This window comes from Actinomadura atramentaria DSM 43919, from assembly GCF_000381885.1.
Taxonomy (GTDB): domain Bacteria; phylum Actinomycetota; class Actinomycetes; order Streptosporangiales; family Streptosporangiaceae; genus Spirillospora; species Spirillospora atramentaria.
Map to the genome: position 1 here is coordinate 114,600 of NZ_KB907214.1, position 24,001 is coordinate 138,600.

The 24,001-nt window shown below is 70.9% G+C and carries 23 protein-coding genes; 22 read left to right on the forward strand and 1 reads right to left on the reverse strand.

Features of this window, described 5'->3' with window-relative positions:
• Window positions 1-16 precede the first annotated feature (16 nt).
• The 20 genes from G339_RS0118010 (at window position 17) to G339_RS0118115 (ending at window position 17,792) form a co-directional block, all read left to right on the forward strand.
• Window positions 17-1,381, forward strand: coding sequence for an NsdA family TPR-like regulatory protein (locus G339_RS0118010; RefSeq protein ID WP_019632475.1), 1,365 nt, complete (start codon window positions 17-19; stop codon window positions 1,379-1,381).
• 439 nt (window positions 1,382-1,820) lie between these two features.
• Window positions 1,821-2,987 carry a hypothetical protein gene (locus G339_RS0118015; protein ID WP_019632476.1) on the forward strand — a complete coding sequence of 389 codons (1,167 nt, stop codon included), beginning with the start codon at window positions 1,821-1,823 and terminating at the stop codon, window positions 2,985-2,987.
• A gap of 108 nt (window positions 2,988-3,095) precedes the next feature.
• The gene (locus G339_RS0118020; protein ID WP_019632477.1) at window positions 3,096-3,716 is read left to right on the forward strand and encodes a hypothetical protein; all 621 of its coding nucleotides are present in this window, start codon (window positions 3,096-3,098) and stop codon (window positions 3,714-3,716) included.
• The gene (locus G339_RS0118025; protein WP_157407843.1) at window positions 3,713-3,976 is read left to right on the forward strand and encodes a hypothetical protein; all 264 of its coding nucleotides are present in this window, start codon (window positions 3,713-3,715) and stop codon (window positions 3,974-3,976) included. Before G339_RS0118020 ends, G339_RS0118025 begins: the two co-directional genes overlap by 4 nt.
• Window positions 3,973-4,389 carry a hypothetical protein gene (locus G339_RS0118030; protein ID WP_019632479.1) on the forward strand — a complete coding sequence of 139 codons (417 nt, stop codon included), beginning with the start codon at window positions 3,973-3,975 and terminating at the stop codon, window positions 4,387-4,389. Before G339_RS0118025 ends, G339_RS0118030 begins: the two co-directional genes overlap by 4 nt.
• Window positions 4,386-4,967 carry a single-stranded DNA-binding protein gene (locus G339_RS37925; protein ID WP_019632480.1) on the forward strand — a complete coding sequence of 194 codons (582 nt, stop codon included), beginning with the start codon at window positions 4,386-4,388 and terminating at the stop codon, window positions 4,965-4,967. The genes G339_RS0118030 and G339_RS37925 overlap by 4 nt, the downstream gene beginning before the upstream one ends.
• A 91-nt stretch (window positions 4,968-5,058) precedes the next feature.
• Window positions 5,059-6,234 carry a hypothetical protein gene (locus tag G339_RS0118040; protein WP_033323558.1) on the forward strand — a complete coding sequence of 392 codons (1,176 nt, stop codon included), beginning with the start codon at window positions 5,059-5,061 and terminating at the stop codon, window positions 6,232-6,234.
• A 616-nt stretch (window positions 6,235-6,850) separates the two neighbouring features.
• Complete coding sequence (locus G339_RS0118045; RefSeq protein ID WP_019632482.1) at window positions 6,851-7,336, forward strand: DUF3800 domain-containing protein; 486 nt, start codon at window positions 6,851-6,853, stop codon at window positions 7,334-7,336.
• An 804-nt stretch (window positions 7,337-8,140) separates the two neighbouring features.
• Complete coding sequence (locus tag G339_RS0118050) at window positions 8,141-8,380, forward strand: hypothetical protein (RefSeq protein ID WP_019632483.1); 240 nt, start codon at window positions 8,141-8,143, stop codon at window positions 8,378-8,380.
• A gap of 132 nt (window positions 8,381-8,512) precedes the next feature.
• On the forward strand, window positions 8,513-9,058 hold the full coding sequence (locus G339_RS0118055; protein ID WP_019632484.1) for a hypothetical protein: 546 nt from the start codon (window positions 8,513-8,515) through the stop codon (window positions 9,056-9,058).
• Window positions 9,055-9,300, forward strand: coding sequence for a hypothetical protein (locus tag G339_RS38945; protein ID WP_157407844.1), 246 nt, complete (start codon window positions 9,055-9,057; stop codon window positions 9,298-9,300). The genes G339_RS0118055 and G339_RS38945 overlap by 4 nt, the downstream gene beginning before the upstream one ends.
• Before the next feature lie 346 nt (window positions 9,301-9,646).
• Window positions 9,647-9,946 (forward strand): hypothetical protein, encoded by a 300-nt coding sequence (locus tag G339_RS0118065; protein ID WP_019632486.1) that lies wholly within the window; start codon window positions 9,647-9,649, stop codon window positions 9,944-9,946.
• Between the two features lie 1,446 nt (window positions 9,947-11,392).
• Window positions 11,393-11,818 carry a DUF3085 domain-containing protein gene (locus tag G339_RS39470; RefSeq protein ID WP_019632488.1) on the forward strand — a complete coding sequence of 142 codons (426 nt, stop codon included), beginning with the start codon at window positions 11,393-11,395 and terminating at the stop codon, window positions 11,816-11,818.
• Between the two features lie 68 nt (window positions 11,819-11,886).
• Complete coding sequence (locus G339_RS0118080) at window positions 11,887-13,017, forward strand: hypothetical protein (protein ID WP_157407846.1); 1,131 nt, start codon at window positions 11,887-11,889, stop codon at window positions 13,015-13,017.
• A gap of 321 nt (window positions 13,018-13,338) precedes the next feature.
• On the forward strand, window positions 13,339-13,752 hold the full coding sequence (locus G339_RS0118085) for a hypothetical protein (RefSeq protein ID WP_019632490.1): 414 nt from the start codon (window positions 13,339-13,341) through the stop codon (window positions 13,750-13,752).
• 710 nt (window positions 13,753-14,462) lie between these two features.
• Window positions 14,463-14,660, forward strand: a complete 198-nt coding sequence (locus G339_RS0118095; RefSeq protein WP_157407848.1) for a hypothetical protein — start codon at window positions 14,463-14,465, stop codon at window positions 14,658-14,660.
• Between the two features lie 299 nt (window positions 14,661-14,959).
• Window positions 14,960-15,406: a hypothetical protein gene (locus G339_RS0118100; RefSeq protein ID WP_019632493.1), complete on the forward strand. Its 447-nt coding sequence runs from the start codon at window positions 14,960-14,962 to the stop codon at window positions 15,404-15,406.
• A gap of 121 nt (window positions 15,407-15,527) precedes the next feature.
• On the forward strand, window positions 15,528-16,517 hold the full coding sequence (locus G339_RS34225; protein WP_019632494.1) for a DUF4192 domain-containing protein: 990 nt from the start codon (window positions 15,528-15,530) through the stop codon (window positions 16,515-16,517).
• A gap of 169 nt (window positions 16,518-16,686) precedes the next feature.
• A complete protein-coding gene (locus tag G339_RS0118110; RefSeq protein WP_019632495.1) occupies window positions 16,687-17,256 on the forward strand; it encodes a DUF4192 family protein in 570 nt (189 codons plus the stop codon).
• Window positions 17,257-17,612: 356 nt separating this feature from the next.
• Entirely contained in the window at window positions 17,613-17,792 is a 180-nt protein-coding gene (locus G339_RS0118115) for a hypothetical protein (RefSeq protein ID WP_157407850.1), read from the forward strand.
• Between the two features lie 69 nt (window positions 17,793-17,861).
• Here the strand turns inward: G339_RS0118115 and G339_RS34230 are convergent, their stop codons facing one another.
• Window positions 17,862-18,434 carry a hypothetical protein gene (locus G339_RS34230; RefSeq protein ID WP_019632497.1) on the reverse strand — a complete coding sequence of 191 codons (573 nt, stop codon included), beginning with the start codon at window positions 18,432-18,434 and terminating at the stop codon, window positions 17,862-17,864.
• 59 nt (window positions 18,435-18,493) lie between these two features.
• On the opposite strand from G339_RS34230, the gene G339_RS38955 reads away from it, so the two are divergent.
• Together G339_RS38955 and mobF are read left to right on the forward strand one after the other, a co-directional pair.
• Entirely contained in the window at window positions 18,494-18,919 is a 426-nt protein-coding gene (locus tag G339_RS38955; protein WP_157407852.1) for a hypothetical protein, read from the forward strand.
• Window positions 18,919-23,961: a MobF family relaxase gene (mobF, locus tag G339_RS34240; RefSeq protein WP_019632499.1), complete on the forward strand. Its 5,043-nt coding sequence runs from the start codon at window positions 18,919-18,921 to the stop codon at window positions 23,959-23,961. Before G339_RS38955 ends, mobF begins: the two co-directional genes overlap by 1 nt.
• Window positions 23,962-24,001 lie beyond the last annotated feature (40 nt).

Consider the following 24,001-nt stretch of genomic DNA (forward strand, 5'->3'; position numbering starts at 1 on the left):
ACCGTGGAGGACCGCGATGGCATCGAACTCCCGCGCCCCCAACTCATCGCTGGCCCGGCTGCTCGACGAGGCCCGCTGGCGCAACGGCGACCTCGCCCGCGCCGTCAATCACCTCGGCCGGAACGCCGGGCTCGCGTTGAACTACGACGACTCCGCCGTCAGTCACTGGCTCGCCGGCACCATGCCGCGCCGCCGCGCACGGTCCCTGGTGTGCGAGGCTTTCTCCCGCCGCCTTCACCGTCCCATCACCCTCTACGAGGCCGGGCTCGAACCCGAAGAACGAGACGACCCCGCATTCACGGGACGTCTTCGGGAACCGGTGTGGGACGCGGATATCCTGACCGGACTCATCACCCTGGGGGGCGCGGACATGGACCCTTCCCGACGCGCGATACTCACCGCCGGCCTGTACTCGGCAGCCCTGGCCATCCCAGGCTGGAGCGACATCCAGGGCCGCTTCGCACTGGCGGCGACGAATTCGCAAACCACGATCGGCGCTACCGACGTCGACGCCGTCCGAATGATGACCGACCACCTGTCCAGCCTCGACGACCAGTTCGGCGGCCGAACCGTCCGGCCCATGGCCGCCGCGTTCCTCGTCAACACCATCGCCCCGCTGCTGCAAGCCAACGCGAGCGAAAGCGTCCGCCGCGACCTGCTGTCAGCCGCCGCCGATCACTGCTACCTGACCGGCTACATGGCGATGGACGAACGCGCCGACCAACTCGCTCAGCGGTATTACCTCAAAGCCCTTCAATTGGCGGCGGCGGCCGACGACCACCTCACGTACGCCACAACGTTGCGAGGCATGAGCGTGATGGCGGTAGACCTCGGCCATTCCACCGATGCTCTCGACCTGGCGGACGGCGCGTGGGGAGCCTCACCCGAAGCCGGCCCGCGCATGAAAGCCTTCCTCGCAGGACAACTCGCTCACGCACAGGCGGCCAACGGCCACCGTCGCCAGGCTTTGACGCACCTGCGTGAAGCCGAGACCGCCATGGAGAAAGCCGAATCCCAGACCAAGGCCCTCGGCAGCTACGATCCCGCATCAATGAATTACCACATCGCGCAAGTCCGCTACGCCATCGGCGAAAAAGCTGCATCCATCAGCGCGATGGAGCAAGCCGACCTCCTTCGCGACCATATCTACCGCCGCGCCCGCGTCCGACACCTCGGAGCCCTCGCCGAACGCAAACTCGAAATCGGGCACCTCGAAGCCGCATGCGCCGACTGGGAACGCATGCTGGACGATTATCCCCACGTGAGTTCCGGACGATGCGACGACCGCTTCAACAACATGAAGCAAGCTTTGGGGCATCACCGCAAGAACCCGAAAGCCCGCCAACTCCTTGAGCGCGCAACCACAATGACACGCCCCTAGAAGGATCGGCTTCTGCTGGTTCCTGCGGGCCCATAGGCCCCGTGGTCGATGGCGTAGCGGTCTCTACCGCAACCAAGCCTTGGATTCGCGCCAATCACCACCGGTCTCGAACCGCCACGCAACCGCCCGGCGGCTGTATGCCGGAAGTCCCACGGTTCTGCGGTGTCCCATGGCCGGATGCCCCATGGCCGGACCTCGTGCCGGTGCGGGTCTCGTCCTCCCGGTGGGTGGGTTGTGGCGCCGGCCTGGCGTTCCGTCAACCCGGGCTCTCGCTGCGCTCGCTCCGGGGCGGTTCAGAGATCCTTTTCCTCCTGCGTCGGAAAAGCATCTTGTCCCGCCCGGGCCGCCGGGTGTGACGGCCCGCGGGCGGCCGACGCCGCCGAGTTCTTCCACCGGGAGAACGGACCCTCCGTTCTTCCCCGGACCGGAAGGACCGTTCATGACCGCATCCGCCATCGCGTCCACGGCGCGGCACGCCGATCTCACCGACCTGGTGTCGGTGCTGCGCGACCAGCAGGGCCGCAAGCTCGACATCGTCGCCCCGGCGAGCACGCTGCACGCCGAGCACGGGCAGCTCGTGATCGCCGGGACCGAGCCGATCCTGACGCCCACGGGCGTCTCCACCAGCGACGGCCTCTACCAGCCGACGGCGGTGTTCGAGCAGGGCATCGCCGCCAAGCTGGGCATCAACGCCCCGTACCTGCGCAAGTGCCGGGCTGAAGCGCTGCCGCTGTGGGACGCCAACGTCAACGGCTGGCTGGAGCGCGCGAACCCCGGTCAGGCGTACCTGGTGCGGTGCCTGCGCGGCACCGGCCGGTCCCGCAGCGGCGCGGAGCCGACGTCCGGGATCGCGCGGGCGCTGCTGAGCGACAGCTACAAGACCATCGACCACCTGGACGTGCTGACCGCCGCGCTCGACGGCATCGACCGGGCCGGCGTGCCGATCCAGATCCAGGGCTGCGACCTGACCGACTCGCACATGTACGTGCGGATCTACTCCCCGGCCGTGCGGGTCATGGCGCCCGCACTGCTCCACGACTACGTCAGCCCGTTCTCCGGCGCGCGGGGCGCGGACAACCCCACCGTCTGGGGCGGGTTCGTGATCCGCAACTCCGAGGTCGGGGCCGGGGCGGCGACGATCACGCCGCGGCTGGTGGTGGAGATCTGCAACAACGGCTACACCATCACCGCCGACGCGCACCGCTCGGTCCACCTGGGCAAGCGGCTGGCCGAGGGCACCGTGGACTGGAGCGCGCAGACCTCTGCGGCGAACCTGGAGCTGATCACCTCCGAGACCCGCGACGCCGTCGCCCGGTTCCTGGACCCCGCCTACGTCCACCGCGTCGTCGCCGACATCCAGGCCAAGGCTGGCTTCCGGATCGAGGAGCCCGAGAAGACCATCAAGTCGGTCTCGACCCGGCTGCGGTTCACCGAGGACCAGCAGAACGCCGTCTTCGCCCACTTCATCCAGGGCGCCGACCTCACCGCGGGCGGCGTCATGCACGCCGTCACCGCGACCGCCCAGACCCTCCCCGACGCCGACGCCGCCCACGACATGGAGTCCCGCGCGCTCCAGGCCCTCCACCTGGCCGCCGCCCGCCCCTGACCTGCGGTTACCCCACGGGCTGTGGCTCGCCGATTGCTTCGCCTTCGCCCCGTCCGGCCGTGCGCCGGGCGGGGCCCTTGTTCTCCCCCACCACGAAAGGGATCGCCCATGACCCGACGCCACCTTCACCCCGTCCCCTCACCGCGTTCCGGGCAGGACCGGCCGCGCGCCGCCGTCGAACCGCCCGGCGAGGTCGGGGTCTCCGCCCGTCTCCTGGCCGACGCGCTGTCGCGGGCGCGTGCGGGGCGGGACGGCCTCACCGTGCAGCACCTCGAACGCCACGACGGCACCCGGCTCCTCTACCTGGACGGTGGCGACGTCGAAGCGTTCGTGTACCTCGGCACCAACGCCGACACCAACCCCCGCCCCGCGTCCGATTCCGCGCTCAGTCAGCCCGCTCCGAGAGCGGTCACCCAGAGCGGGCTGGCAGCCGCCGATCCGCTGGTCATCCAGCTCCATCCCCGCAGCGAAGCCGGACGTCGACGGCTGCAGGTCCTGGTCCACGACGTCCCCGCCCTGCTCGTGGCGCTGGATCCCAGCCAGTTCGTCTTCGAACTGGGCCCCGACAACAGCCCGCTCCCACGGGCTCGCTGCCGTCGCTGCCAAGCGCGCATCACCTTCTACGACGGCAGCGGCCTGGACACCGTCCTTGACGACCTCGCCGCGCACACCTGCCGACCCGACCGCAGCGCCACGGCGCGCCCGGCCGGTGAGGAGACGCAGTCGTGAGCCCGATCAGCGACGGCGAGCCGGGAGGGTGCCCGATGAGCGGGATGACCGATGCCGTCGCCTACCTGCTCGACGTCGCCGCCGAAACCGGCCTGACGGCCCACGATCTGGACGAGTTGGTCTGCGACGCCAAGTCCGCCGAGGCCGCCGCGGTCAACAACGACGGGATGCACGCCCAGCTCACCTACCTGGCGGCCGGTGGCGACGCCGGGGTGATCGCCGCGCAGTTGCGCAACCTCGCGCGGGAGGCAGGGCGATGACGTCCCGCTCCCGCCCCGCCCGCAGCGCCGCGACCCAACGCCTCACTCTGGCCGACCGGTTGGTCGCGACCGGCGTCGTCTCCGCCGACGACCGGGACGTCCTCGCGGTCCTGCTACCGGTTCGCGGGCAGCCGAGCCCGACGTTCCTGGCCCGGCTCGGCCTCACCAGTGCCCGCCCGCCGGGCCTCAGCCGCCAGGCCGGCGATGTGCTCGGCGGCATCGCCCGCAGTTCCCTCGGCTGGGCGCCCGTCGCCTACGCCGACCGCGCCTTCCTCCTCCGCCGAACCGGGCCGGTCACGTTCCTGGACGACGTCGACGACCTCCCGCGCGCCGTCGCCGCCCTCATCCGGCACTGGCGCACCGCCCCGCACTCCCACACCACCACCTATCCCCGAAAGGACCAACGCCCATGAACACCGAGATCACACTGGTCGGCAACCTCGTGGACGACCCCATCCTGCGGTTCACCTCCACCGGCAGGTCCGTGGCCAACTTCCGCGTCGCCTCCACCCCCCGCTACCCCGACCGGGCCACCGGCGAGTGGAAGGACGGCGCGACGCTCTTCCTCACCTGCAACGTGTGGGGAACGCAGGGCGAACACTGCGCCGAAAGCCTGCTGCGCGGCACGGAGGTGATCGTCCGCGGCCGGCTCAAGCAACGCTCCTACGAGACCCGCGAGGGCGAACGCCGCACCGTGTACGAGATCGAAGCCGACGTCGTCGGCCCGACCCTGCGCCGCGCCACCGCCACCATCACCAAGATCCAGCGCACCACCGCACCCGCACCCGGATCGCACGGTGCGCCCACCGGCCCCGACGGGTCCTTCGGCCAGCCCTCCCCCGCCGACACCGGCGCGCCCGCCGACCCGTGGGCATCCCCGGCCTCGCCGGGGTCGCCTGCCGGACCGTGGAACCCGGCCCACGCCCCCGTCCCGGCCGGTACCGCAACGAACACCGGATACGCGAACAACGGTGTCAAGCCGCCGTTCTGAACCATCCGCCAGACCGCAGACCGCAGCCGGACCTTCCCGGCTGCGGCCTGCGCCGCTTCCCGCGACCCAAGACGAAAGGTAGGTGACGTCGATGGGCGACGTCGTGCTGTCGCTCGGAATGGGCGTCGATTCCGTCGGGATCCTCACCCGTTTTCTTCTTGAGCCCGAAACACGCGGATTCGATCTGCGCGACCTCATCGTGATGACGGCGATGACCGGGGACGAATTCGCAGAGACCGGCGAGCATATGCAGCGGTACATGCTGCCGCTCATGCGCACCCACCGTGTGCGGTACGTGCAGTTGTCGCGCGGCGGTCCCCGGCGCGGCGACGGCTACGTCGTCCTGAACGATTCCGCACAACCCGCCCGCATGCATATGACCGGGCCATGGCGGCTGCAGGACGAACTCCTGCGAAACGGGACGGTTCCGCAGTTCGCCCGCAACCGGCGTACCTGCAGTGAAAAAAGCAAAGCTACCCCGCTGGACCAGTGGAAGCACGACCATCTCGGCGACCAGCCCTACCAGCATATCCTCGGCTTCTCCGCCGAAGAGGAAAAACGGATCGCACGCGACGCGACCTACACATCCCACAACCGGCAGGCACGGTTCCCCCTCGCACACGAGTGGGGCTGGACCCGCCAGGACACGCTCGGCTACCTCCACGAGGTATACGGCGGCGAATGGCCGCGCAGTTGCTGCGTCTACTGCCCCTTCGCGATATCCGACACCGAATACCTGGCCGAGCGATGGCGACGTGACCCCGACGCCGCCGTCCTCGCACTCGTCATGGAAAGACGGTCCGTGACCCTCAATCCCCGCTCCACCCTGTTCGCCCGCGGCAGCGCCTGGCAGTTCGCCCGCGACCATTCACTCCTGCAAGCCCTCGCGTGCGCGGACGAGATGCTGCGCGACGGCACGTGGGCGATCTACGACGTTCGCCGGATCTACCACGCCGCAACCGACAAGACAATCGGACAACCCATCACCAGCAAGAAAGGGAGCGCTTGGCGCAGCGTCACCACCCTCGCCGAAGGAACACAGAGCCGCATGATCCGCGAACTGCACCACCTAGCGCGCGCACATCGGGCCACGCCCCAAGTCGACGAGTTCAACATCCATCGCCTCATGATTCGATGCCCGACCACTCCCTACCCGACGACCGAACGTTTCCTCAGCGTCGGCCCCGCGGGGATCGACGACAAACGTCGCAAGAGTTTCGCGGGCACGTGGTCGAAGCTCGTCGATCAGACCCGGCTCGCGGCGTAACAATGAGACTTGGCAGCGAGCTTGGCGCCCGGCAGCGGTTTCGCATCCGTGTTTCGATCGGTGGCCCGGCCAAGAGGGGGAGGTCCGCTGCGGATGCGGCGACCTTCCGCGATCCGATAGCAAGCACCTCGGCCCCGACACGGCGGTCCACCCCGTAACGAACAGTCCCTACTTGACTGCGATGTGTGTCCGTTTCGGTGAGAGTTTCGGCAGGTCAGGAGACTTTTTACCGACCAATCTGACCGTTACCTTCCGTTACCGTCCACGGCAGGGCAGGGCATCTCCCCTGGTAGGCGGGATGTGCACTCGGTGACCGCTGCTACGCGACTGGTCGTTCCGTCCGAGATGTCCCGCTACTACCTGGTAACCAGGCGAATACGGAGCGCATGAATCGGTTCAAGATGTGAGACGATCAGCGGCGCGGCAGGTACCTCCCGCGATGCGGGGCGCGGAGGCGCCGACCAACTCTCCATGTTCACCGAGGAGGAACACACCATGACCGATCCCCACGCGGCGGCCACAAGCGCCGTCCGACGCGCCTCGCGCCCGCCCGCCTGGCACCGGTGTCCTGGCTCCCCGGCCTCTCGCATGGTGCGCTGAATCCAGCGGGAAAATCATGACCGACCGCACGTACGCCTTCATCGACGAGGCCGGGCAACGGTCTCGCTCTGCCAAGTCGAGCGACCACTTCGTCATGTCGGCTGCGATCATCGACGAGGAGCACCTTCCGGATGCGGCCTCTTTCTTGGACAAGCTCCGCGTCGACCTCGGTCGGCGGCCGACTGACCACCTCCACTGGAGGAACCTCAAAGGCCACCCGCTCAGGGTGCACGCCGTGCGAAGCATGGCTCAGCAGGAGTGGCTCACCGTCTCCAGCGTGGTGGTGTGCAAGAGGCACATCACGACTGGTACCGAAGAGATGGACGACGACCGGTCATACCTGCTCACGATGCGCTACCTCGTGGAACGTTTGTCGTGGCTCGCGCGTGACCGAAACCGGCAGTTGACCTACACGCTGGCGCACATCACCCGCTTCAAGCTGGAAACGCTTCGGGAGTACGAGCGGCTGCTCCGGGAGGCGCCCGACTGCCAGGTGGCGTAGCCGTGGCTCGATCCGCGTGGGGGGCGGATCGACCAGCCGAGGCGTGAGGAGCTGCTGCAACTGGCCGATCTGTCAGCGTCCGCGACGTTCGCGGCGTTCGAGCCTGACGAGTTTGGCAACACCGAGACCCGTTACCTCCGCGAGGTGGCGGGACGCCACTACCGTCGCAAGGACAATCTGACGTCCTACGGGCTGAAGATGCATCCCTGGCGGGAACCCACAAAGGCCGCCTACCCGTGGGTGGCGACCTTGTGAGCACGTCGACCGGCTGACGCCGCGTTCGCGGGTGCCCCTGTTTCCAGTGGCAGACGGCCGCCCGTGCGTAGTTATTTTCTACCAAGACCCTCTGACACTCAACCGTGGGGTTCGGTTCAGCGTACCGAGGCTTTACCATCCGGCGACCTGTTACACGGAAGCGTTTCGTTACTTCCGAGTTGCCTACGATCGCCTCCCTGGCACCGCTGTGAACGACAAAAGCGCCCCTGCGCTCCGCTCGGAGCGCAGGGGCGCTCACTGTTGCGGTCCAGGACTGCTGGCGGATGCCCGAGCCTCTGGGCGCCGTCCGCGATCCGCAGCGCCCGGTCGTCCGCAGTCCTGCTGGTTGGCGGCTTTGCCCGCAGGACCGCCGACGGCAAACGGTTGGACGCGGTCGGCGGCTGCGGCGCGGGCTGCATCAACGTCCGCGAGGGTGCACACCGGGCGGGCCGGGTCAAGGCACCCCGGAGGGGGCCCCGCCTTGACCCGGCCCGCCCGGCGCGCTGAGCGGTGCGCGTTGACGCAGCCCGCGCCCCGAAGGAGCCGCACATGAGCCGCACCCGTAAAGACCGTCCGCGCCGCCTGCGGGAACTCGACCCGCCGCCTGGCCGCGAGCGTCGTCTTCCGACGACGCCGCGCTGGTGGCGCCGCCACGTCTGGTACGCCCCGGACCGGCAGCGCGCCCGCGTCGCCTGCCGTGCCAGCGCGACCGAGTTCAACACCTGCGGCGATGTCGACACCGTCATCCCGGCCGAGCAGCACCGGCAGAACGCCAAGTTGCTGTGGTGAGCCGCCCCGCGGCCGGTTCCCGGCCGTGATTCCGCCCGGTGCCGGGCTCCCGCGCGGCACCGGGCGGTCTTCTCGCCGTCTCTCCGATTCCCCGTCCGCTGTCGAAGGACCCGTTCAAAGGACCGTTCCGTCATGCGCTTCTTCCCTGTCCGCCGTCCCGCCGACCCGTCCGTCCCTGAACTTCGCCGGGCCGCGCGGCTCCCGCTCGGCGACGCCGAACTGCGGGACCTGACACTCGCCGCCTTGGCCGCCGACGGCTACGACGAGGACGACTGCCCGTTCGCGATCGAGTACGTCCAAGACGTCGTCGCGTTCCACGGCGATGTCTGCAACGCCATCCCCGACGGGTACCGCCACGTCGTCCAGGACGTGGGCGTGTGGCCCATCGCCGACGAGTTCGACGCGCTGGTCACCCTGGATCTGCCCGGCGTGCCACGGCTGGCGTCCCTGACCGTTGACGCCAGGAACTTCACGAACCCCGAACCGGGAGGCACCGCGGCCAACGCCGCGTTCGCGCTGGACGAACTCCTCTACCAGGCCCGTTCCCTGACGGCGGAGTTCGAGACGGCGCTGCACGCCGCACCCGGCGCTCTCTGGCCGATGCGGCGCAGGCGACGCCGCGCGCGGCCGCTCCCCGCGCGGGCCGAGCACCGACGTCTCAGGAGGTGGGTCGCGTGAGCTTCAAGACCTGGCTCGTGTTCGAAGTCGCCTGCGACCGGTGCGCAAGCGTGCACGACAGCGCCTGCGACGCCTACTCCGAGGGCGACGCCGTCGCCGACGCCGAACGCGACGGCTGGGCCGCGATCGGCCTGGAGATCTACTGCCCCACCTGCAGCACGCCGTCCACCCCGATCACCGATCGGCGGTCCGCTGACGCCGGGCTGGGACGTCGGGCTGGGACGTCGGGACGACGACGCTGAACCCGGCCGAGCAGTGGACGCTGCTGCTGGAGGTCACCGAATCCCTGCCCGGCCACTGGACGCTCGCCAACGACCAGCACGGCCAGCCCGACCGCTGGGAACTGCACGAACACCGCGATCACGACCGCGACCCCCGCGTGCAGTTGCGGGTCCTGCTCGGAGACACCCGCGTCTCCGTGCGCGGCATCCACGAGCCCACCGGGCGGCGCCGCCCCTGGGAGTACGGGCTCGCCCAGCCGGTGATCCACTTCACGCTGCTCAAGACACCGAAACAGATGGCCGACCAGATCGTCCGGCGCCTCCTGCCGACCGTCCGCCAACACGCCGCCCGCCTAGCCGCCCTGAAATGGCGCGACACCGCACTGCGGACCCGCCGCAGACACACCCTTCACGCCGCGCGGCGAACGCTCGACGGCCCCCGAACAGCGGGCTGTCCTGGTCCGACCGCGACGAGCACGGCCGACCGCCCGCCTACGACACCGCCACCGCCCACGACCTGGAAGGAATCGGCACAGCCATCGCGTTCCGGCAGTCCGGCACCGACCACGACCTGGCCGAACTGACCATCTCCCGACTCACCCACGACGAACTGCTCACCCTCGTCCACACCCTCGCCGCACTGACCAACGAACGGAGAACCGCATGAACACCACACCGCCCGGCTCGCAACCCCGCGACGCCCGAGGCGCACCCGAGGCATGCACGCCCTGTCCGCCCGGTGAACCTTCGCCGGTGCTCCAGCCGATCCGTTGGACCCGGATCGGCGTCGCCACCGTCGAGACCTACGGCGGACAGGCGGTCCTCCAAGCCGCGTTCGACGCGACCAACATGAAGGGCTGACTTGTGGAGCCAGCGGTTTCCGCATAGCTGGCCGACATCACCGAGGCTCGCACCCGTTGCCGTACTGGATTGCGAGACGTGCGAAGGTGACTGGCCCACGTGGACGATCGCTCTGGGACGCGGCGGCCGGACCCGGACTCGATGGCCAGACCGTGTGTGCGTCCGCGTTCACCCCTGGTACGGCGCCTTTCGCCTTGGAGGAAACTGTTGACAACCCGAAACCTAAGTCCGCCCTGGCACTAGGCTGTGGTCCGTTAGCCGGTAGCTCGTCTGCTCCGAGCAGGGCCGACTGAATGCGAAACGGCCTCCGCCCCGATCACTTGATAGCCCAGGTTCGGGTGGAGGCCGTTCCGCGCATCAGGCCCTGGAGCCGCGCGTCCAGCGGAACCGGATACTCAGCCCTCCGGTCCGGCCAGACCCGATCACCAGCTGCCAGACAGCCCTACGCCGGTGGACGCACATCGGCGCCCTCCTTTCTCGTCCCAGCCGGGCGGTTGATGCGCCGCATGAATCCGGCCGGTGCTGTGCGGCGCTAGCGACCCGCGCAGCAGACGAGACGACAGGACGGTAGCGCGTCGAGAGCCTCCTGCATCGGCGTTCACGGCGTTCTGTGCATCGACGAAAACCCGATATCGCATTCGGGCAGGTCAACGGACGACATCTTCCCACTTTTCGCAGCGCGCGGCCGCCGACCTATCCCTCCACATCGTCACGGCTGTTGGGCGCTCACGATCTGTTCGCCCTCGCCGCTGGGCTCATCGGAGTGGGCGATGCAGTCGTCCAGCGCGACTCGGGCACCTGCAGCGTCGTAAGCATCCGCCCGGCGGTTACGACCCGCAGGCTGCGCATCAGCTCTTCCCATTCCACCATCGCCCGCCCGGCCCATGCAGCTCGCCCAGCCGCAGGTAAACCTCCTCGACTACCGGAACTCATGGAAGTCCACACCGTAGTGACCGTGCCGCTGGAGAACTGTTTCGTCCACAAACGTCGGCCCCCAGCATGCTTCCAGGAGCGCCGGAGGCAGTGGGCAAGCAACGCCCAGCCGACGGCTCGGGCAGCGCGTCCGGGAGCGCCGGGGTCGGCGGTTGAGCCTCGCAGGCACCGCCCGCCGCGCCAGGTCGTTCGTCCGCGCGCTCGTTCCTCGCGCTGCGGGCGCTCCACCTGGCGCTCACCGCGGTCGGCACCTGCGCGAGACGGCTCCCGCCGACCCCCGGGTCGGCGCCCCTCCCGACGCTCACCATCAGGAGCCGCCTTGCTCACCCCGACCGTCAAGCTCGTATTCGACCTGCCCGCCGTGCTGGAAGCCGCCGAGGACTCCGTCACCGCAGCCCGCCGCGTCACCCGATGGATTCAGCCGCACCCCATGCAGCCCGGCATGGACGTCGATGCGGGACCGTGCCTGCAGCTCGTCCGCGACAACGGCGTCTACCTGCTGTCCACCAACGCCAGCCCCGACCGCAAGCCGCCGGTCTACGCCGACGGCTTCGACCCGGCCGACGAGAGCTGGTCGCGGCGCTGGACCGAGACCGGACTCCCCGGAGGCGACTTCACCGAGTACCTCGAACTCCACGACTCCGGGCTCCTGGCGGAGATCCGCGCGCAACTCGCCGCCGGAGCCGACCTCATGGTGATCGCCCTCTCCGAACACAGCTACCGCATCACCTACGCCCAGCGCTGATCCCGCCCATCACGGCGTCCACCGATCCGCCGATGGACGTCCTCGACCTTTTCCTGAACGGAGCCGCCATGCACGACCTCGCACCCGACACCTGGACCAGCCTCTCCGGCGAGGTGTTCCTGGTCGCCGCCTCGACTGCGGCGATCTCGACCCTCGATCAGCTCGCCGTCCGGCTCGACGCGCTGGGCGCGGAAGGGCATCCGCTCGCGGGCGACGCGCTGGCCCTGCTGCGCGCCGGCCGCGTCGTCCTCCACCGCCTGCCCGCCGACCAAGCGGACCCCGGTCCTGCGCTTTCCACCTACGCCGACCCCCATCGCCTGCGCCGGGCCGCGATGGCGGCGCAGCACCACTACCTCCTGCACACCACCCCGGACTCCGACGACGTCGCCCCACGCGGAAGACGGCGTACAGCGCAGTGCGCGCGGCTGATCGCCCGCCTGCTGGCCGACGCCACCGGCGGCGTGCCGGCCGATCCCTGCGCCCGCGTCCTGGTCCCCGACCGGCCCGACCACGAGGCCGAAGACTTCACCACCGCCGACGACTGGATCTCGATCGTCCTCACCCGCGACCCGCACACCACCGGTTCGAAACCGACCATGAGCGCGCGAACCTGGGGCCTGGCCCGCTTCGGCCTGCCCGATCTTCGCACCACCGGATTCCGTTCGCGCGAGGCCAGCACCGCCGCCGACCTCCTGCGCGGCCTGGCGGCCAGGTCCCTGCACCGGTACTGGAGTTCACAGCCGGAGGCGACGCCACCTCCCGCTCCCGCCGAGCAGAGCTTCGACGTCACCTGGGTGGACCGCTTCTACGGCCGTCGCCCCACCCCTCCCTGGAACCTCGCACTCCAACAGAGCTCGGCTTTCGACGTTCCCGACGTCCTGGACGTCCGACCGCTCCGCAGTCCCCTGCACCTGCCCCTCACCGTGTGGTGGCGGCACGTCGCCGCCCCGATGCTCCGGCCGTACACCGACTCGCAGCTCAACACCCGCTGGTCGTTCGCCCCGCGCCCCTCAGATCAGCCCTCGGATCGGCCCTCGGACGGGCTTCGGCGAACGACGCCGACAGACAGCGCACCCCAGCTCACCGACAACCCCGGGGGCGACGACCGCCGGACGTGCTCGTGCGGGTACGCGTGGGCGAGCGAGCCCGGTCACGACGACGACGTCGAGTCGTACGCCGCGAGGAACGGCTCGTCCTGACGGTACGACGTGCGGTCGACCGCGTCCGCTCGTGCGCTCTGTCCGGCGACTGCCTGGAGGCCGCCGCCACTCGGCGGCCCACCCCGAACCGGCACTGCTGAGGCGACGGACCACTCGACGGACGGCAGCCGACCGGGTGGTCCGGCGTCGTGAGCCTCGCGAACGCCGCCCGCCCGCGGCCGGCGCCCGCCCGGTCCGGGCTCACGCCGACCACCCGGCCAGCGCGCGCCGCTGCCTATGCCAGGCAGGCGCGCGCAGCCGTGTCGGCTTCACGTCCGTCGCGATCCTCCAGGAGTCGCGATCCTTCAGGAAAGGAAGCACATGTCCCCGTCCTACGACCCCACCGAGAGCCCCGTCCCCGCCGAAGCCCTGTGCGACTTCTGCGCTGCGACCGAGCCCATCGTGCTCTTCCCGCAGAAGCACGGCTTCACCATGCTGATGCCCGACGGGACGCGGCACCGCTTCGAAGACCCGTGGACCGCCTGCGCGACGTGCGCGCCGCTGGTCGAGAACCGGCAACTGCACCTGCTGCTCGACCGCGCCATGAAGAAGCATCCGGCCTACTGGGACGCCAACCGCCAGCAACGCCGCTTCATCCGCGCGACGCTCAAGAAGATGTACCAGGCGATGTACGACAGCATCGTCGGCCGCCCCGAACCGCTCCCCGCGCCGCCACCGCGCCCCTTCCACGAGCTTCCGCCGAAGGAGTCTCCGCAGCCATCGGCCGACGATTGACCGGCGACGGCGCCGCGCTGCCCCTCACGGTTCGCAAGCCGCGAGGGACGGCGATCGCGGCCGTTCACCCGCCTGGTCGCTCGGGGGTACCCGGCCGTCCGCCGTCCGGTTCACGATCGCCGAGCGCGGTCCTGGCTGCGGGTGATCTTGCTACGGTTGCCGTCATGTCCTTCTCTCCGTCGCCGTCGTCGCCGTCGTCGCCGTCGTCGCCGTCGTCGCCGTCGTCGCCGTTGTCTCCGGTCGTTGTTCGCCGCGCTGTGGGTGAAGGTGGGTTCGTCGCTGGGGAGCCCGGCGTCGGTGTGGCCGTGGGCGGGTCGTGTCCGTTGTGCGGGGAGTACGTGCGGGCGACGCGGGCGGGTGCCGAGGTCGGGGTGGTGGTGATGGTGCCGTGCGGCTGCGCGGTGTGAACGGTCCCGGCAGCGGCCGGTTCGGCGAGGAACCGTCGTCCGTTCGGGTTTTCGCGTCGTCGAGCCGTCCCCGTCGTGGCGTCCGGTGGAGCGTCGGCCGCTCGACCTCTGAGTCGGGGCAGGCCGACCGCCGTCGGGCACCCGGGCGTTCCGGACGCGGTTCCCGTATCGGCTGACGCAGCTTGCGTTGGAGGAGGCGCCGTCCGGCACGGCGTTCGGATGGCGGCGAGCATCGACCGGTCGAACCGCGCCATCGACGCCGCTAACCGTTTCCGGGCACCGATCGACGGTCGGCGTCGGGCGATGGCCGGGGACGACCGGCGCGCGCGTGCCGGGCCGCAGGTGACGGTGGACGTTGTTGCGGTGCGCGGCGTGGACGCGTTCACCGGCGGGTGGGCGCGGCGTGGTGGTGACCGGTCGCCGTCGCCGGCGTTGAACGTTCGGGCGTTCGGCGTCGGGCACGTGGGGCGGCGCGGCGCGCTGCGGCTCTCGCGCATGTGATCCCCCGATGCGGAGCTGCCGGTGTGTTCCGTTGGTGTCGGCGGGTCTGTCCCCCCTGTGTCCCGGCTGCGCAGTCTGCGCCACGCTGGCCGCTCCCGCAACCGCCCTTTCGCTTCGCTCATCCCGGCCCGGCCACAGATCTTTTCCTCGTCCCTCGGAAAACATCTTGGCGGCCCGAGACCGGCCGGTTGCCGGCTCGGCGGGCGCGCGGCGCTGATCGCCTGCGTGCCGGGACGGGGCAGACAGCCCCAGGCCGCGACATCGCGGCCCACCCGCCCGGCAGCACCGGGAGGTTTCCCATGTTGACGTCGCAGTTCTCCACCCACATCGTCGGCCACATCGCCAAGCCCCCGCGCACGTTCGATCTGGACTCCGGCAACGGCGCCGAGCTGAGGATCACCGTGGTCCGCTCCTACCTGGACCGGTTCGACGTTCCGACGGTCCGCGAGTACACGCACAAGGCCGTCACCTACGACACCTCGATGGCCGACAAGATCAGCAACTTCGGGCCGGGTGACTTCGTCGAGATCCTCGCCGACCACGTCCACGTCGAGCGAGCGTGGAAGGGCCGGGACAAGGAGTGGCGCTCGGGCAGCGTGGTCTTCCGCATCGAGTCGATCCGCCGGCTCCGCGCCCGCGGGGACAGCACCGTCCCCGCCGACCAGGCGCCCGCCGACGACAGCCAGGTTCTGGACGGGGTCCGCGTCAGCGACGAGCGTCAGCCCGCCGAGGCCGGGGCGGCCTGACCTCCGGGGGTCCGGGACGGCCGGTCGGCCGTCCCGGACCCCCGGCTCCATCGGCCCTTCGCGGCCACGTCCGGCGCTGCGCGTGCGACGTGCCGCTCCCCTTCAGCTTCCAAGGACAGCCATGCACGAACGCCCCACCATCACCATCACCGGCCCGGCCGACGCCGTCGCCGCCGTCCCCTACGTACTCGGGTTCCATCCGTCCGACAGCCTGGTCGCCATCGGCACCCGCGCCGGCGGGCCGCTGTTCGCCCGCCTGGACGCACCGGACGCCGCCGACCGCGACGCGCGCAAGCGCTCCCTGCTCGACGTCCTGTCCCGCAACAACGTGCGCGTCGTGATCCTGCTCGGCTACGGAACCGACGACCTCTCCCCGACTCTCGCGATGCTCGCCGACGCGCTGGAGGGCGCCTTCGAAGTGCCTCACGTCCTGCGCGTCGAGGGCGATCGCTTCTGGCGCCTGGACCGCCAGGAGTCGCGGTGGTGCCCGCGCGACGGCGAGCCGTTCGACAGCGCAGCTACCGTCGTCGCCGCGCGAGCCACGTTCGCGGGCTTGGTCGCGCGGTCGAGCCGTGCTGAGTTGCTCGCCGACCTGGCGCCGGTCGGCGGTGAGGACCGCGACTGGATGCGGGCCGAGACCGAGCGCGCCGAGGCTAAGTTCCTGAGCCTTCCCCGCGCGGTGCTGGTCGAGCGGGGCTTGGACCTGGTGCGGAATCTCATCGAGGTCGATCGGCGGCTCACCGACCGGGAGGCCGCGCGCCTGACGGTCGCGCTGAGCGACCTGCGCATCCGCGACGACGCGCTCGTCAGGATCACGCACCTGGACCAGCGCCAGCAGGGCCGGCTCTGGCGGGATCTGACGCGCCGCGCCGAGCGCGCGTACGTGGCGGCGCCCGCCACGCTGTTGGCCTACCAGTCCTACATCAACGGCGACGGCGCGATGGTCAACGTCGCCCTGGACCGGGCTTTGGAGGCCTCGCCCGGCTACTTGCTCGCGCGACTCATCAGCCAGTGCGTGGCGCTTGGAATGCCGCCTGAGGCGGTCGCGCTGACCGGCCGCACCCCGGAATGGCTGGCCCGCGAGCTTGGTGAAACCCGCGACGAGTCGTAGCGGCTCGCGTCGGTGGCGGCCCGAGTGTCCAAGGGCCGCCACCGACACCGCGGCTCCCTCCCCAGCCGAGCAGGACGACGAGGCGCTGAACGGCGCGGTCGTCGCCTGCCCCCGAAAGCTCAGGGCACCAGCCCTGTCTTCCCCCACCGAAAGGCTCGCCATCAGGGGTTTGACCGTCCGCGATCAGATCGACTTGATCGCGCTCGCACCGTGCATCCTGGGTTATCACCCGAACGACGACGACTGCGTCGTCTTCCTCGGTCTCAGCGAAACCGAGGGCGCATCCATCGCGGTGCACGTCGGCAGCGGCAGCCTGCACCGCGCCCTCCCCCTGCTGCGGCGCGTCGTGCGGGAACGCACGTTCACGCTCACCGCACTGATCGCCTACGGGCCCGAGACCGTCGTCGGCCCGGTACTCCTGCAAATGCTCCACGCGTTCCACGACGACGCCGCGGATGTCGATCAGGCATTGCGGGTCGAGGGCCTGCGGGTCGAGGGCCGCCGCTGGTGGTGCGTGCTGCCCGGCTGCGACGCCCCGGACCACCCGCACCGCGCCGGCCGGATACTCGACCTGTCGTCGAGCCGAGTCGCGGCGGCGGCCGAGTCGGCGGGCCTGGTGGTCTACGCGTCTCGCGCGGACAAGGCGCGAGCCGAGGAGCCGATGACGAACGAACCGACGGTACTGCGGCTGCTCCGCAGGTTCTTGGCCCTCGCCACACGCGACCGCGACACGCGCTAGGAGAAGAGGTGGTGGGCGAAACGCCATTTCGCCCACCACTCACTCATTGGGGAAGACATCAGGTCCGTTGGGGGGCGGGCGGGACGGGTCATGGCGGGCTTTGCGCGGGTCGGGCTCCCGTGCGGTTCCTCCATGTGTCGCAGGGGAGCAGGCCCGTCCCCGCCGCGCAACCTGCCCGCCGCGATGTGATCACCGGACGCGCCTGCACGGCTCCGGAGTTCAAGATCTTTTCTCGTCCCTCGAAAACATCTTGAACTCCTGGCGTGGAAGTTGCGCGGCGGTGCCGGGCCCGCTTGGTCGCGGGCGTTGGAGGAACCGCACGGGAGCCCTCGGCTCCCTTCCGATTGGAGCCCGCCATGACCCGTCCCGCCCTCACGGTCCCGCGTACCGCCGCGCCCGCCTGGCTGCCGACCGACGCCGAGCTGGCCGCCTACGGCAGCCGCGCGTGCGCCGCATTCGGTGACCGGCACGACGACCTGCTCACCGACCCGGCGGCGGCCTGGGCGGAACTGGCCGAAGAACTCGCGGCCCGCTGACGCGGGCCGCCTACGTGGGGCGGGGACCACGGTCCCCGCCTCACGCGCGATGGCCACCTGCCGCCCGGCTCACGCTTGGTCGAGGTAGAGCGCGCTCGCCGCGTCGGCGGTTACCGCCGTCTCCCCGGTGGACCGGTCTCTGCGGTCGCCGCCAGGAACGCCATCACCTCCTTCCCGCTCGTCAATGTCCTGCGCGTTCGCGGGCTCGCCGTCACCGTCCCGGTTCGGGCGGTCGCGGCTGCGTTCCTCGCCAGCGACGTCGTTTCGTTCGTTGGCCATCGCGCGGACCTGGGGAACGGTGAGGCCGCACAGGTCGGCGATCTCGGCGTTGGACTGGCGCAGGCCGCGCAGCGCGCGGACCGCGCGGCGGCAGTCCTCGTCGGCGCCGCACGCCCTGTCTTCGGCTTCGGCCACAAGCCGATCCGCATGCCGCCTCGCGCGGGCGCGGATTTCGCCCGCCCTGCCCTGCGCCTCGTAGAAGTCGGCGAGTGCCGCTTCGATCTCCTTCTCGCGCCGCCGCCGTTCGGCGTCACGGGCGGCCTTGGCCTCGCGCGCCGCGCGGACCGCAGCGGCGCGGCGCGCCGTCGTTCGATGCCCTATGTCAGACCTCCCTCTCTGTAGGTTGACCGTGGTCTGCCCCACGACCAAACGCCGTGCGTACACACTGGCATACGTAGCATGTCTAGCATAAACTCATATATATGGACAGCGCGAAGGGGAACCCGGGGCCGCGCGGCTTCGCCGTACAGCGAGCCATGCACGCTTCCCATCGCACGCCGTCCCGCACTTCGCCCCCCTCTTCCAGCCTGCGATCGCAGCAGCTCGCCGCCCAGCAGCGAGCGCGCACGCTCGTCGCGTCCGTCCAGTCCCAGCTCGCCCAGTCAGCAACAAGACACCTCTTGCACTTCCAGCAGATTCCGGGCGGGGCGTCCGGAGCAGAGCCGTCCGACGGCATGCGCGGCGCGCCCGGGACGCAGGGCTCCGACAGCCGTACGCGGGCGGCGAACCGATCTCCGCTGCGGCCGTCGTCCAAGACCGAAGGCACCGTGCGCCGCCTGTTCGCGAGCGCCCGGAGCAGGACCGCCGACGTGTTCGACGACGCCGCGACGGCGGGGTGGTCGCGTTGATGACGATCCACAAATTGACCGCCGGGGACGGCTACACCTACCTGACGCGGCAGGTCGCGAACGCCGACGTGGACCCGGCGTGGGAGCGGGGACAGGCCGCCGCCGAGTACTACACCGCCCGGGGGAACCCGCCGGGTCGCTGGGTCGGCCGGGGCGCGCCGCTTCTCGGGCTGGAGGGCGAGGAAGTCACCGAGGACCAGATGAAGGCGCTCTACGGCGTCGGCATGCACCCCGACGCCGACCGGCTAGTCAGCGAATACCTCGACCAGCACCTTCGTGCGGGAATGACCGACAAGCAGGTGACGGCCGTCCAGGACCGCGCCGTCAAGGCGGCGACGCTCGGCCGGAAGTTCCCCGCCTACTCGCCGATCTCCCCGTTCGACAAGCGCGTGAAAGACCGGCTCGCGCAGATCGAGCGGGAGACCGGGCGCACTGCGACCGCCACCGACCGCAAGCGCGTCCTGGCCGAGGAATCCCGCCGGGCGCGGGCCGCGGTCAGCGGCTTCGACGTGGTCTTCGCGCCCGTGAAGTCGGCGGCGCTCCTGTGGGCGATGGACCCGCGTGCCGAGGTGCGGCGCGCGGTGCGGCAGGCGCACGAGGCTGCCCGCGACGCGGCGCTGGAGCTGCTGGAGGAACAAGCGGCACTTACGCGCACCGGTCAGGGCGGCGTCGCGCAGACCGAGACTCGCGGGCTGATCGCCGCGATGTTCGACCACTACGACAGCCGCAGCGGTGATCCCAATCTCCACACACATGTGGCGATCTCATCCAAGATCCAAGGCATCGACGGCGTCTGGCGAAGCTTGGACGCCCGCGCCCTTTACCGCATCGCGGTCGCCGCGAGCGAGTTCTACAACAGCGCGTTCGAGGTCGAACTACGGCAGCGTCTACCTGTCGTGTCATTCGCTGAGCGCACCGACACGGTCGGCGCCCGTGAGCCAATCCGGGAGATCGCCGGGGTGCCGGAGGAGTTCATCGAGAACTTCTCCGCCCGCCGCACCGACATCGAAGCCCGCTACGAGTACTTGCTGCGGCAGTACCGGCGCGAGCACGGCCGCGATCCGTCCCGGCAGGTCGCCCACGACCTCGCCCGCCGGGCCAACCTCGACACCCGCGACCCTAAGAAGGCCGCCCGTTCTCTGGACGAGATGCGCGCCGACTGGACCCAGCAGCTCATCGAGCACTTCGGGGCGGGCGCGGTCGGGCGCCTCATGGACGGCGTTCCCGATGAACACCGCGGCGCCCCCGACGTCACGCACGGCGACGGCGGAAGGGATTCTCCGACGCCCGCCCGGCAGGCCGACCTCGTCGAGTTGGCGAGGCGGGTCGTGGCGAACGTCGCGGAGATGCGCTCGACCTGGACGGTATGGAACCTGCGTGCTGAAGCAGAGCGGCTGACCCGCGCGGAGCTGCTGTTCTCGTCCCCCGAGGAGCACCGCGGCGTCGTCGCGCGGATCGTGGAGAGGGCGGTGTCGCCCGCGCTGTCGGTGCGCGTCGACGCTCCCGCCGTGCTGGACGAACCGACCGCGCTGCGTCGCAGCGACGGCGCCTCGGTGTTCACCGAGCACGCCTCGCTCGTCTACACCAGCCGCCAGATCCTCGACGCCGAGGACCGGCTGGTGCGGGCCGCCCGGACTCCGACCGCCGTCGCGCTCTCCGGTCAGGCGGTCGCGGCGGCGCTGACGGAGTTCGACGCTCTCATCGCCGACGCGGGTATGGCGCTTGACGCCGGGCAGCGCGCGCTGGTGACCGCGTTCGCGTGCGACGACCGCCTCGTCGTCGCCGGTCTCGGGCCCGCCGGTGCCGGGAAGACGACCGCGATGAAGGCGTACGCGCACGTCGCCGCGCGGTCCGGGCAGCGGATCGTCGCGCTCGCCACCTCCAGCGCCGCGGCCGACGTCCTCGGGCAGGAACTGGACCTCCGCGCCGACAACCTCCACAAGTTCCTGTTCGAGTACACCGACGGCCCGCACGCCGCGCTGCTGCGCGACGGCGGTGCCGGTGCTCACGCCGACATCCCGCCCCATAAGCGGCAGTTCGTGCTGCGCCCGGGTGACGTGGTCCTGGTCGACGAGGCCGGGATGGCGGGCACTCCGGCGCTGGACCGGCTCGTCGCCATCGCCGCGCAGCGGGGCGCGGTGGTGCGGCTGCTGGGCGACCACCGGCAGCTCGGCGCCGTCGAGTCCGGCGGCGCGCTGCGGCTCATCGCCACCGACGTCGGCGCCGCCGAACTCACCACGCTCTACCGGTTCGCTGACCCGGCCGAGGCTGAGGCGACCCTGCGGCTCCGCGTCGGGGACGCCTCCGGTCTCGACTTCTACCTGCGTAACAAGCGCGTGCAGTCCGGCTCCCGGCAGGCGATGATCGAAGAGGCCTACGCCGGGTGGAAGGCCGACATGCTCGCGGGCAAGACCACGCTGCTGGCGGCGTCCACGAGCGTGAACGTCGGCGAGCTGAACGCCCAAGCCCGCCGCGACCGCGTCGAGGCCGGCCAGGTCGAGCCAGACGGCGCGGCGCTGCACGACGGCAACACCGCCGGAGTCAGGGACTGGATCGTCACTCGTGCCAACGACCGCCGCCTGCGCACCCGCGGCACGGACTGGGTGAAGAACGGCGACGCCTGGATCGTCACGGCCCGCCACGACGACGGCTCTCTCACCGTCCGGCACCTCAACCACGGCGGCGCGGTGAGGCTGCCCGCCGCCTACGTCGGCGCCGACGTCGAGCTGATGTACGCCACCACAACGAACCGGGCCCAGGGCAGCACGGTCGACACCGCGCACCCGCTCGTCACCCCGGACATGACACGCGAGAACCTGTACGTCGTCGCGTCCCGCGCCCGCGAACGCACCGTGCTACACGTCGTGACGCACGAACTCCTCTCCTACGACCCCGACGACCGGCTCGACCGCGTCCGCCACGACGCCCGCCAGTACGCCGCCCGGGAGGTACTGGAGAACGTGCTGGCGCGCGAGGGCAACGAGCTGTCGGCGACCGAGAGCATCCGCGAGTCCACCGACCTTGCGGCGTCGCTCGCCACGCTCGCTCCGCGCCACCAGCACGTCGCGACCCTGCTGGCGACCGCCACCTACACCGGCCTGGCGCGCGAGGTTCTGCCGCGCCCGCTCGCCCGCGTCCTGACCGACTGCGACGGCTGGCCGCAGATCGTCACCGCGCTCGCCCGCGCCGAAACGCTCGGCTGGAACGCGCGCGACCTGCTGCTGGCCACCGCCCGCGACGGCGACCTGCTCACCGCCGACACGCCAGCCCGCTTGGTCGCTTGGCGGATCGGCCACCACACCGAACAACACCCCGCGCCCGGCCCGATCGCGCAGCCGACTCTCGCCGACGCCGCCCGCTACGCCGCCCTGCTGCACCCCGCCGCCGGGGACGGACGCGTCCTGGACCCCGCCGAAGCGCTACGCCGTCCGGTTTCCCGCACCGCCCGCCGCGCAGCGTCGACGTACGTCTCGATCGCGCGCGTTCAGGAGTACGCCGACGCAGTCGCCGCAGCTTTGTCGGTCCCGGTCACGCAGGTGACCGCGCACCGGACCTGGCCCCACCTGGCCGCCGCGTTGGCCGCCGCCGACCGCAACGGACGCGACGTACCCGGCTTCCTCGGGACCCTCACCGCGACCCTCACCGCGCGCTCCAGCGAACCGGCCATCCGGCCGACCGACATACTTCCCGCACTGTCGCGAACCGTCCGGCGGCTCGTCGCCGCAGACCCCGCCGCCGGCCCGATCACCCTGCCCGACCAGCTCCGGCACGCCGGTATCGCCGCCACCGCACTCGGCATCACCGAAGCCGAACGCCTGCGTGCCGACGCTTCCTGGCCCGCGCTGTCGGCGGCGCTACGCCGCGCCGCCGACCACGGACACGACCCGGCCGTCATGCTCCGGCGCGTCGCCGACGCGCGCGACTACAGCACCGCCGACAGCGGCAGCCGCGTGCTGGCATGGCGGCTCAACCGCTACGTCCAGACCCTGCCCGTCCAGGCGAACGTCCGTCGCGCCAACCAGGACTGGCGCCTGCTCGCCTGGACCCTCAAAGCCCTGGAAGAACGCGGTGTAGCGCCCGCGGATCTCGTGCGCGTCGGCGACGACCTGCACGACGTCCTCACCACCGCCCTCGAAACCGCCTCAGACCACAGCCGTCCGGCGAACGACGCACCGCTTTCCTGGCTCGCGTCGATCACCCCGCAGGACGACCACGACCCCACGCTCGTCGAATACCTGCACAACGCCGCCGACGCCATCGCCACCCGCGTCCGGCACGTCACCGACGACGCCCTGCGCAGCGCGCCCGCCTGGCTCGCCGCCCTAGGCCCCGCACCCGACGACCCGCTCACCCGCGCCGAGTGGAGCACCCACGTCTCCACCGTCGCGGCCTACCGCGACCAGCAGCGCGTCCCCACCAACGACCCACGCCGCGTCCTCGGCGCCTACATCGAAACCGGCCGACCCAACCACGACGCCTACTGGCACGCCGCCTCCGCCATCGCCGCCGCACGCCGCATCACCGGCCTCGACCCCGCCGTCGACCCGATCTCCCCCGCCCGCGCCCGGCTCATCGCCGATCACTACCTCGCCCTGCCCGACGAAGACCGCGCCGCCCTCTACGCCGCACTCGTCGAACGCCGCGGCGACCTGTGGTTCGGTGACCCGACCGCACTCGACGACCACGCAGTCACCCACCCCCTGCACGCCCGCGACCTCCACGACCTCATGATCCAGCGCGGACACCTGACCGCGCCCACCGCCGAGGAAACGACCACCGAACCATCCGCCGACCGCCGCCCCGCTTCTGTCGAGCCTCCCGTCGAGGCGGTCCGCGCCACCCACCGCGAAACCCAGGAGGACGCCGAGCGCGCCGCCCGCATCCAGGCCGCCCGCCGCGCCAACCAACGCGAACTCAACCGCAGCCAGCGCCGCGGCGCACCGCGACAACGCCGCCGCCAACCCGCCCGCACCACCGAGCAGCCTCCGCCGATCCATCAGCGCCCCGTCGAGCGGACCGAGGAACGGCGGCTGGAGATGTAGGCGGTTCTTCTAACATGGCTCCATGCACGTCGGTGACGAT